This is a genomic window from Microcystis sp. M179S2, assembly GCF_020245805.1.
Lineage (GTDB): Bacteria > Cyanobacteriota > Cyanobacteriia > Cyanobacteriales > Microcystaceae > Microcystis > Microcystis aeruginosa.
This window is the reverse complement of the sequence record NZ_JADBUE010000033.1, coordinates 1-5,869: the sequence shown is the minus strand read 5'-3', so window position 1 is coordinate 5,869 and position 5,869 is coordinate 1. Positions and strand designations below refer to the sequence as shown.

At 47.4% G+C, this 5,869-nt stretch carries 1 protein-coding gene and 1 pseudogene; both read left to right on the top strand.

Annotated features, from left to right (window positions below; translation table 11 throughout):
• Positions 1-189 (top strand): annotated as a pseudogene (locus IM500_RS01820) (hypothetical protein); the annotation flags it as partial.
• 143 nt (positions 190-332) lie between these two features.
• Positions 333-5,869 (top strand): beta strand repeat-containing protein (locus tag IM500_RS01815; RefSeq protein ID WP_287737520.1); only part of this gene is annotated, 5,537 nt, incomplete at its 3' end.

Here is a 5,869-nt window from a genome sequence, read left to right as displayed (position 1 = left end):
GCGTTAGAAAATGCTCGTGATTTTGTCAAAACAGTTTTGCAAGCTCGCTTAGGTGAAGTTCCTTTAGATGTGGAACAATACCTGAATAAAGTTTCGGTACTATCTACATTACAAGAGATTGTTAAATTAGCAGCTACCGCTAATTCTCTCGCAGAATTTAGGCAGTCTTTGGCAAAAATCCAATCCTAGAACTTCTTTAGAAAACGGGTTTCTGCAAACGCCTATTTAGAAGCCCGTTTTCTTGTATAAATGTTAATTTTTGTCATAGCACCCTTGAAAGATTGGCGATTTTTTGCATAAAATAGCACCAGTCATCCTTTGCGTTCAATGTCATGACTTCTACCCTGTTGCCGAGCCTTCCTGCTGTTTACGATATTTTGTTCGATTTCGCTCAATCTGATGGGTTTTGGGCAAATTTAGAAACTGCTTTTGGCACAAGTTATGATGTGGTTAAAGCGACGCAATTACGACAGCAGTGGCAAAGTCGAGATTTTAGTCAACTTCCCCCTATTACAGTTAAAAACCTTGGCAATTCAGGGATTTTCGGCGCATATTCCAGCAGTACCAATAGGATTTATATTTCTCAAGCGCTGATTGATTCGGGGGACGCTACCACCCTCAAAGCGGTGTTATTAGAAGAAATTGGGCATTTTATCGACGCGCAAATCAACAGCAGCGATACGCCGGGGGATGAGGGGCAGTTATTTTCGGCGCTGGTGCGGGGAGAAGTGCTGACAGAGGAGCAAATCGCGGCGATACGAGAGGAAAATGACGCGGCGACTATTACCGTTGATGGGCAAGCGATTAGTGTGGAAATGGCCTTTAGTACCCCTACTAACTTCACTGTGGGGAGTAGTCCCTTTTCCGTGACGGTAGGAGACTTTAACGGCGACGGTAAATTGGATTTAGCCGTAGCGAACCGTGACGGCAACAACGTCTCGGTACTATTAGGAACTGGTACGGGCAGTTTTGGCACCGCCACTAACTTTACTTTGGGAAATAGTCCATTTTCTCTGACAGTAGGGGACTTTAACGGCGACGGCAAACTAGACTTGGCTGCGGCGAACTTTTACGGCAACAACATATCGGTGCTATTAGGAACCGGCACGGGCAGTTTCGGCACTGCCACTAACTTTGCTGTGGGGAGTCTTCCTTTTTCTGTGAGCGTAGGGGACTTTAACGGCGACGGCAAACTAGACTTGGCAACGGCGAACCAAGGTGGCAACAACGTCTCAGTCCTTTTAGGAACAGGAACAGGTGGCTTCGGCACTGCCAGTAACTTTGCTGTGGGAGCTAATCCTCGTTCTGTAACAGTAGGGGACTTCAACGGCGACGGCAAACTAGACTTGGCTGTAGCGAACTGGACTAGCAACACCGTCTCAATCCTCTTAGGAACAGGTACAGGTAGTTTTGGTACTACCAGTAACTTTGCTGTGGGAGCTAATCCCCATTCCGTAACCGTAGGGGATTTCAACGGCGATGGTAAATCAGACCTAGCTGTGGCGAATCGAAACGGCTACAATGTCTCAGTTCTTTTAGGAACAGGGACAGGTAGTTTCGGTACTGCCACAAATTATACCGTAGGAAGTCTTCCCCTTACCGTGGCTGTAGGGGATTTCAACGGCGACGGCAAATCTGACTTGGCTGTATCGAACTCTAACAGTGACAACGTCTCAGTTCTGTTGGGTACTGGTACTGGGGTTTTTGGCACTGTTACTAACTTTGCTGTGGGAGCTAATCCTCGTTCTGTAACAGTAGGAGACTTTAACCAGGATGGCAAAACCGACTTGGTTATATCCAAGATAACGAGTAGCAACAACGTCTCAGTCATCCTCAATACCACCCCCAAAATCACCATCGCCCCCGGCACTAACCCCGTAGAAGGGGGAACCGTCGGCACCTTTATCATCAGCCTAGACACCCCCGCGCCTACGGGTGGGATAGTAGTCAACTTCAACACTACAGGCAGTACCGCCACCATTCTCGCCGACTATTCCTTCACTGCTGGCACAAATATCACCGCAGTAACCGCCAACACCTTCACCATCGCCGCCGGAGCCACCACCGCTACTCTCAACGTGGTCGCGGTAACGGATGCGGTAAATGACCCCAACGAAACCGTCAAAGTCAACCTGACATCGGGGGGAGACTATATCCTTGGTGCCAACTCTAACGCCAGCTTTACCCCCCCCACTAACTTTGCTGCGGGGAGTAGTCCCATTTCCGTGACTGTAGGGGACTTCAACGGCGACGGCAAATCCGATTTGGCTGTGGCGAACCGTGGCAGCAACAACGTCTCGGTACTATTAGGAACCGGCACGGGCAGTTTTGGTGCTGCCACTAACTTTTCCGTGGGGAATGCTCCCTCTTCCGTGACGGTAGGGGACTTCAACGGCGACGGCAAATCCGATTTGGCTGTGGCGAACCGTTACGGCAACAATGTCTCGGTGCTATTAGGAACCGGTACGGGCAGTTTTGGCACTGCCACTAACTTTTCCGTGGGGAGTTTTCCCTTTTCCGTGACGGTAGGAGACTTCAACGGCGACGGCAAATCGGATTTGGCTGTAGCGAACATTAACAGCAACAACACTGTCTCGGTGCTGTTAGGAACCGGCACGGGCAGTTTCGGACCCGCCACTAACTTTTCCGTGGGGATTGGTCCCGTGTCCGTGACGGTAGGGGACTTCAACGGCGACGGCAAATCCGATTTGGCTGTGGCGAACTTTAACAGCAACAACGTCTCAGTGCTGTTAGGAACCGGCACGGGCAGTTTTAGCACCGCCACTAACTTTTCTGTGGGGAGTAGTCCCCGTTCGGTGACAGTAGGGGACTTCAACGGCGACGGCAAATCCGATTTAGCTGTGGCGAACTTTAACAGCAACAACGTCTCGGTGCTATTAGGAACCGGTACAGGCAGTTTTGGCACCGCCACTAACTTTACTGTGGGGAGTCTTCCCGCTTCCGTGACGGTAGGGGACTTCAACGGCGACGGCAAATCCGATTTAGCTGTGGCGAACTTTAACAGCAACAACGTCTCGGTGCTATTAGGAACCGGTACAGGCAGTTTTGGCACCGCCACTAACTTTACTGTGGGGAGTAGTCCCCTTTCCGTGACGGTAGGGGACTTCAACGGCGACGGCAAATCCGATTTGGCTGCGGCGAACTATTTCGCCAACAACGTCTCAGTCCTCCTCAATGCTGACCCCACCGCCACCGTCACCATTACCGATGTTTCTCAACCCCCGATTTCTCTTTCCATCAACGACGTAACCCTTACCGAAGGCAATAGCGGCACCACTAACGCGGTCTTTACCGTTAGCCTTTCTAGTGCTGCCAGTACCGTTGTTAGCGTCAACTACGCCACCGCAAACGGTACAGCCACCGCCGGAACCGATTACACCGCTATTCCTACCACCACCTTAACCTTCAATCCGGGAGAAACTTCTAAAACGATTACAGTTGCCGTAAATGGCGATAACCAAGTTGAACTCAATGAGACATTTTTCCTCAATCTCAGCAATTTACAAGCCAATGGCAGTAACGTTACCTTAGCTGATAATCAGGGACAGGGAACGATTAATAACGATGACAGTGCCAATATTGTTGGCACTGTTCAATGGAAAAGCGAAGAAGGTGGGAATAGTCATTATTATAAAGTTATCTATCAGTCAAATGGTATTTCTTGGAACACAGCAAAAGCTCAAGCAGAAGCACTTGGTGGATATTTAGTCACAATTACTTCTGCTGAAGAAAATAATTTTGTCAGTAGTTTATTTTCTGGTAATTCTTCAGCCTGGAAAAATCTTGGTATAGATACACGCGGTCCTTGGATTGGTGGATTTCAACCTCCTAATAGTCCTGAACCTAATGGGGGATGGCAATGGGTATCAGGTGAACCTTTTAATTATACTAATTGGGGAGTAAGTGCTAATGGGGATCAACAGCCTCTAGATAATAATGATTTTGGTGAAGATTACATTCACTTTTTTGGTGGTGGAAATAATAATTTTACAGCTAAAACTTGGAATGATCTTAATGATGATACTTCTATTATCGGTGGTAATCCAATTGCATACATCATTGAAATTGAATTAGATTCACTTATTTCGATTAGCGATGTCACAATTACCGAAGGAAATAGTGGGACAACTAATGCAGTATTTACTGTCACTCTTTCTAATGCAGTTGATACAGCAGTAACGGTTAATTACGCCACAGCCAATGGAACCGCTACCACAGCAGATAACGATTATACGGCGATTACTACTACTCCCTTAACCTTCAATCCGGGAGAAACTTCTAAGACGATTACTGTTGCTGTCAATGGCGATACTAAAGTTGAAGCTAACGAGACTTTCTTCGTCAATCTTAGTAATTTACAAACCAATGGTCGTAACGTCACCTTAGCCGATAATCAAGGACAGGGAACGATTACTGATGATGATGTCATACTTCCTAGTATTACTCTTGCGGTTGCTCCTAGTAGTGTTACTGAAGACGGGACAAGTAATCTCATCTACACCTTTACCCGTAGTGGAGTAACAACAAATCTTTTGACAGTTAACTATAGTATTGGTGGGACAGCAACTAATGGAACCGATTACGCTTCGATTCCCACAGGTGTAACCTTTGCGGCTAATTTAGCGACTGCGACTGTAACAATTAACCCCACTGCTGACACAATTGTTGAAAGCGATGAAACCGTCGCTTTAACTCTCACTGCGGGGACTGATTATACGATAGGTACGACTACCGCAGTTATAGGAACAATTACGAATGACGATACCAGTGTCACCCTTGCTGTTTCTCCTGCAAGTGTTACTGAAGATGGGACAAGTAATCTGGTTTATACCTTCACTCGTAGCGGAGTAATAGCTAACGCTTTAACAGTCAATTACACCCTCGGAGGGACAGCGACTTTAAATACCGACTACACTCGCAGCGGGACTAACAATACTGTCACCTTCGCAGCTAATGCTACTACTGCTACCGTAATCGTTGACCCCACTGCTGATACTACTGTTGAAAGCAATGAAACCGTCGCTTTAACCCTCGCTTCCGGGACAGGTTATACGATAGGTACTCCTAACGCAGCCACGGGAACAATTACCAATGACGATACCAGTGTCACCCTAGCAGTTTCTCCCGCAAGTGTCACCGAAAACGGGACAACAAATCTGATTTATACCTTCACCCGTACTGGTGTAACAACTAGCGCCTTAACCGCTAACTATACAGTTGGGGGGACAGCTACTTTTAACACAGATTACACCCAAACCGGTGCAGCAAGTTTCACCAGTACAACTGGGACAGTGACTTTCGCAGCTAATGCTACGACGGCGACTGTAACAGTTGACCCAACTGCTGACACAACTGTTGAAAGTGATGAAACGGTCGTCTTAACTCTCGCGACCGGGACTGGTTATACAATAGGTACACCAACCGCAGTTACAGGAACAATTGCTAATGATGATACGAATGTTACTCTTGCGGTCTCTCCTGGAAGTGTTACCGAAGACGGGACAAATAATCTGGTTTATACTTTCACCCGTACTGGTGTAACAACTAACGCCTTGACTGTCAATTACACCCTCGGAGGGACAGCTACTCTCAATACCGACTACACTCGTACAGGGACTAACAATACTGTCACTTTCGCGGCTAATGCTACGACGGCGACTGTAACAGTTGACCCCACTGCTGATACTACTGTTGAAAGTGATGAAACGGTCGCCTTAACTCTTACTTCTGGGACTGGTTATACAGTAGGGACAACTACCGCAGTGACGGGGACAATTACCAATGACGACTTTTCCCAACTCTCCATCAACGACATCATTACTGTTGTCGAAGGTAAAAATAGTAATGC